Raw genomic sequence first — 4722 nt, forward strand, 5'->3', positions numbered from 1 at the left:
TCTTATCATTACTATCTATGAAAAAAGGTGAACGATATTATATCATTCACCTTCTGTTTTTTTATTACTGCGTGATATTTTTATTCTTCCGTTTTAAACCCAAATTCGCTTAAGTGCTCCCAATATTTAGGATACGATTTAGAAACTACGGCCGGATCGTCGATATCCATATTTCCAATTGTTGATGCAGCAGGGGCAAAGGCCATCGCCATTCGGTGGTCTTTATAAGTAGCAATACAAGGCGTTTGCTCTTTCTCACATGTTGTGCCATCCCAAACCAAATCGTCTACTTGATTCGAGGTCAGCACAAATCCCATCTTTTTTAGTTCGTCTATCAGTGCGTTAATTCTATCGGTTTCCTTAATTTTTAAAGTTTGCAACCCGGTAAACTTAAATGGTATATCCAGGCAGCAGCAAGTAACGGCAAAGGTTTGTGCCAGATCGGGTTGTTCGATAAAGTTATAATTAAACCTTTTAACTGTTTCGCCCGTATTTTTCAGTATCAACCCTTTTTGTGAGAATTTATGGCTAACGCCCAGTTGATTGAAGAGTTCTGCAACTTTCGAGTCTCCTTGTTCGCTGTACTTTTTAACACCTTGCAGGATTAGTTCACAACCGGGTGTTAAGGCAGCTATTTCGAACCAGTATGAAGCAGCACTCCAATCAGCCTCTACCGTAAAATCTGTGGGTTGGTAATTGCCGGCTGGAACAGATATCACATTTCCTTTCCAATCGCTCTTAACCCCAAACGTTTCCATCATCTTTAAAGTAAGCGTGATGTACGGTCTGGATATAATTTCACCTGTCAAGGTCAGTTTGAGGCCGTTTTTCATGGTTGGACCAATCATCAATAACGCCGAAATGTATTGGCTACTCACATCGCCAGGTAGTTCAAGCTCTCCGCCTTCCATGGAACTGCCAAAAATACGCAATGGTGGATATCCTTCCTTTTCTATATACTCTATTTTTGCACCTAGCTTATTTAAAGCTTCAACTAAAATCTTAATAGGGCGTTGCTTCATACGTTCCGATCCCGTAATGGTCCATTCGCCTACAATCTTGGATAAAAATGCCGTTAAAAATCGCATGGTCGTTCCGGCTGCCCCAACGTCAAAATTATTGCTGTCCGACTGCAAAGCTTTTAACATGAGTTGCGTATCGTCACTGTCGGAAAGGTTTTTTATAGGTTTGGAACTATATGCCAAGGCGTTTAGTATAAGCGCTCGGTTACTAATGCTTTTTGAGGTAGGCAGTGCTACTTTATAGGGTGCAACTTCTTTTGGTGCGGTAACTGTATATTGCATTTTTAATTAAATATGGAGTGAAACTATCCCGAATTAATATTAATAAAAGGTATCGGGATTTCACCTTGTTTAATATCCCACCACATATCATTGGTTTTTGGCGGGAAGAGATAAGAGACGTTGTGATTCTGCTTTAGTACCAATATGTGGCATTGCTGTCACGTCTATCTTATATGTACGATCAAAATATTAATAATTAAATGTTCAGATAAAACTCCAATGCCTCAAAAATTTCTTCCTTGGTGCAGGTCTGGTTTATTTTTATCTGACCGATATCTTCCAAGAGGGTGAAATTAATTTGGTTTTTCTCGTTTTTCTTATCGTGGGTCATTAAATAATACAGATATTCAAAATCATTTTCGCCAAACGAAAATTTACCATAAATGGAAGTCAATATCTGATTTATTTCCTCTAGTTTAGTCAAGGGAAAGCCGCAGATCTTATGGCCAAGATATAGTTCGGCAATCATGCCGTAGGCAACCGCATATCCATGTAATATAGGGGTGCCCTCCTTCATGGCAAAGCTTTCGAATGCGTGCCCGATAGTGTGTCCAAAGTTCAGCGATTTTCTGACGTTTTTTTCGGTAGGATCAGCCTTTACAAAGTGCTCTTTTATATGTATTGAATTAACAACAAGAGGCTTTAAAGCCTCTATATCGGTGTTTTGTATATTGAAGCTTTTTAGTTCGTTCCAGGTATCTTTGGAATAGATGAGGGCATGTTTTATCATTTCGGCAAACCCCGAGCATATATTTTCCTGATCCTGCGTTTTTATAAAGTCGTTGCACACCAGTACCGAAGCGGCATGTTTAAATACCCCAATCTCGTTTTTAAAACTATGAAAGTTGATGCCTGTCTTTCCTCCCACACTGGCATCTACCTGACTAAGTAGGGTAGTTGGTATGTTAATAAAATCGATTCCTCTTTTAAAAGTGGCTGCGGCAAACCCACCCAAATCGCACGGCATTCCACCTGCCAGGTTAATAAGCATCGACTTTCTGTCGGCACCGTGCGTGCTTAAAAAATGCCAAACATTTGAAATCGTTTCCACATTTTTGTTGTGGTCACCTTGCTCAATAACGAGCATGTTGTCTTCGTCGATCTCGGGCAACCCCTTTATTTTAGGATAGCAATGTTTATGTGATCCGGTATCCATTAACAGGAAAACTTTGCCTCGCCTGTATTTATCAATTAGTGCTGAAAGATCTTTCCTTAAATCGTCGGCTCCGTACACCTTCGATTCGCTCTCTTCAATTACCTGCATTAATTTTATTGTTTGCGTTGAATTTTAAGTCGTCAAAAATAATTAAAAAAGGATGGCGCAGCGCAAAATTATTACTTAAAATGTGACTTTTTAAGCCTGCGAGGTTTTTATACACGGAAATAGTTGGTCGATAAACTGTTTTTGCAGCTAAAAGGCGTTTTGTGTTTTGCGCATTTTTATTTTAATTTACTAAAAAATGTACAGACAAGATGAATAATAGAAAGACAGCCGGCAGTTTCCAATTGATATTTACATTCGGGATCATCATTTTTGCAGCCTTGTTTGTATGTTCGTTAACTATTGATGTTTTAATGCATATTTGGTTACAGTGGACCAGTGGGTTTATTGCGGCCCTTATCGTTTACTTTTTTGTGTATGGTGGTTACTATTATTTTGAGATTGACAAAGTAGACGACCATTTTGAAGTCAGATTCTATAATTCTTTTCCTTTTGGCAGGGATTTTAAAATGTTCCGGGTGCCTATAACCGCATTTATTAAATATGAAATCAATGGGAATAAGTTTTATAGAAAGAAACTGCTGTTGTTTCAAATGTCATCCAGCCAGTTGGCTAAGTACCCTCCCATCTATATAACTGCGTTTTCGAGCAAGGATTTGAACGATCTTAAAAAATTCTTTGCTTCCATCAAGTAAAAACCGCCGACGACCCGAATTGGGGGCTTTAGTCATGTTTTTCGACTGACAGGTCGGGTTTTTCCATAATGTGGATATAATGTTTAAAAATTAAAGTTATTGTTGGCATTTGCCCATTAATTCAATAGGCTTAATCGTTGTTAATTCTATATTTTTACGGGATTAAATGATGCCTTGATATTGGAGAATCAGTTAAAATATAAAATTGCCATTAGCTTGGTGAAGGGTTTGGGGCCAAAACTAATTAGGAATGTTGTGGCCTATTTGGGAGATGTAGAAGCTGTTTTTAAAGAAAAGGAGAAGGTATTGGCAAAAATTCCGGGAATCGGAACGAAGCAAGCTTCGTTGATTGCGAATTCATCACCGCTGGAAAGGGCAGAGCAAGAAATCGAATTTCTTGTAAAGAAAAACATTGAAGCCTGTTTTTTCCTGGACGATCGTTTTCCCTCGCGACTTAATAATTGTGACGATGGTCCAGTGATGATTTATAAGTTAGGGGCGCATTCTTTGAGCGGAAAAAAGCTTTTATCTGTTGTTGGAACAAGAAAGGTTACGGAAGAGGGAAAGCAAAACTGCAGAAACCTGATTCGTGATTTATCTAAAAACAATCCCCATGTAACTATTGTAAGCGGTTTGGCCTATGGAGTGGATATTTGTGCGCACCGTGCGGCTCTGGAATTTGGATTGCCTACCATTGCCGTTTTGGCGCATGGGCTCGACCGTATTTACCCGAACATGCATAGGGGTGTGGCAAAGGATTTATTGGATCATGGTGCTTTGGTGACCGAATTTATGAGTGAGACGAATCCTGATAAACCAAACTTCGTAAAGCGAAACAGGATTGTGGCGGGCCTAACGGATGCTACCTTGGTGGTGGAATCAGCAGTAAAAGGAGGGGCGTTGATAACCGCTCATCTGGCACAATCATATAACCGGGATGTGCTGGCCATACCCGGAAGGGTGGACGATGAATTTAGTAAGGGATGTAATAAATTGATAAAGACAAATGTGGCAGCATTGGTGGAGAGTGCCGAAGATTTGGTGTATGCATTAAATTGGGAACCGGAAAAAAACAAGACGGGAGAAAGACAGCTAAGCATGTTCGACGAGCCTTCCGGTGAGTTTGGTGTAATCTATCGATTGATTCGTCAAGAAAAAGAGGCATCTGTTAATTTTCTGAGCATAACGACAGGAATACCTATAGCCAAGGTTTCATCCATGCTGTTGCAACTGGAATTTGACGGTTTGTTAAAAAGTTTACCGGGAAATAGATATAGATGTTTGTAGGGGGGATCGCGAACATGAAAATTCTCTGAAAAAGCGTATGATCAAAATTAACTATTAGTAAGTGAAGTGCAAACGAGTACCTTATTGCATGATTTTGACTTAACAAAATTTGCATAGTTTCTCGTTTTTAACCAAACCTTTTTTTAACTAAAGACGTAGAAAAGTCTAGGTTTGATTTTTTAATTGAACCATTGGGGACTAAAACTATATGTAC

4 protein-coding genes are annotated in these 4722 nt (G+C 39.2%); 2 read left to right on the plus strand and 2 right to left on the minus strand.

The annotated features are described in order from the left end of the window. Nucleotides 1-80: 80 nt before the first annotated feature. The gene (locus ACT29I_RS15515; RefSeq protein ID WP_444793896.1) at nt 81-1304 is read right to left on the minus strand and encodes a 3-phosphoshikimate 1-carboxyvinyltransferase; all 1224 of its coding nucleotides are present in this window, start codon (nt 1302-1304) and stop codon (nt 81-83) included. Between the two features lie 196 nt (nt 1305-1500). After that, complete coding sequence (aroB, locus tag ACT29I_RS15520) at nt 1501-2568, minus strand: 3-dehydroquinate synthase (protein WP_430935410.1); 1068 nt, start codon at nt 2566-2568, stop codon at nt 1501-1503. Nucleotides 2569-2777: 209 nt separating this feature from the next. Between aroB and ACT29I_RS15525 the strand changes: the two genes are divergently transcribed. Beyond that, the gene (locus ACT29I_RS15525) at nt 2778-3221 is read left to right on the plus strand and encodes a hypothetical protein (protein ID WP_444793897.1); all 444 of its coding nucleotides are present in this window, start codon (nt 2778-2780) and stop codon (nt 3219-3221) included. 180 nt (nt 3222-3401) lie between these two features. Then, on the plus strand, nt 3402-4508 hold the full coding sequence (dprA, locus tag ACT29I_RS15530; protein ID WP_444793898.1) for a DNA-processing protein DprA: 1107 nt from the start codon (nt 3402-3404) through the stop codon (nt 4506-4508). The last annotated feature ends 214 nt before the right edge of the window (nt 4509-4722 follow it).

Origin of the sequence: Saccharicrinis sp. GN24d3, assembly GCF_052400645.1 — a bacterium.
Lineage (GTDB): Bacteria > Bacteroidota > Bacteroidia > Bacteroidales > Marinilabiliaceae > Saccharicrinis.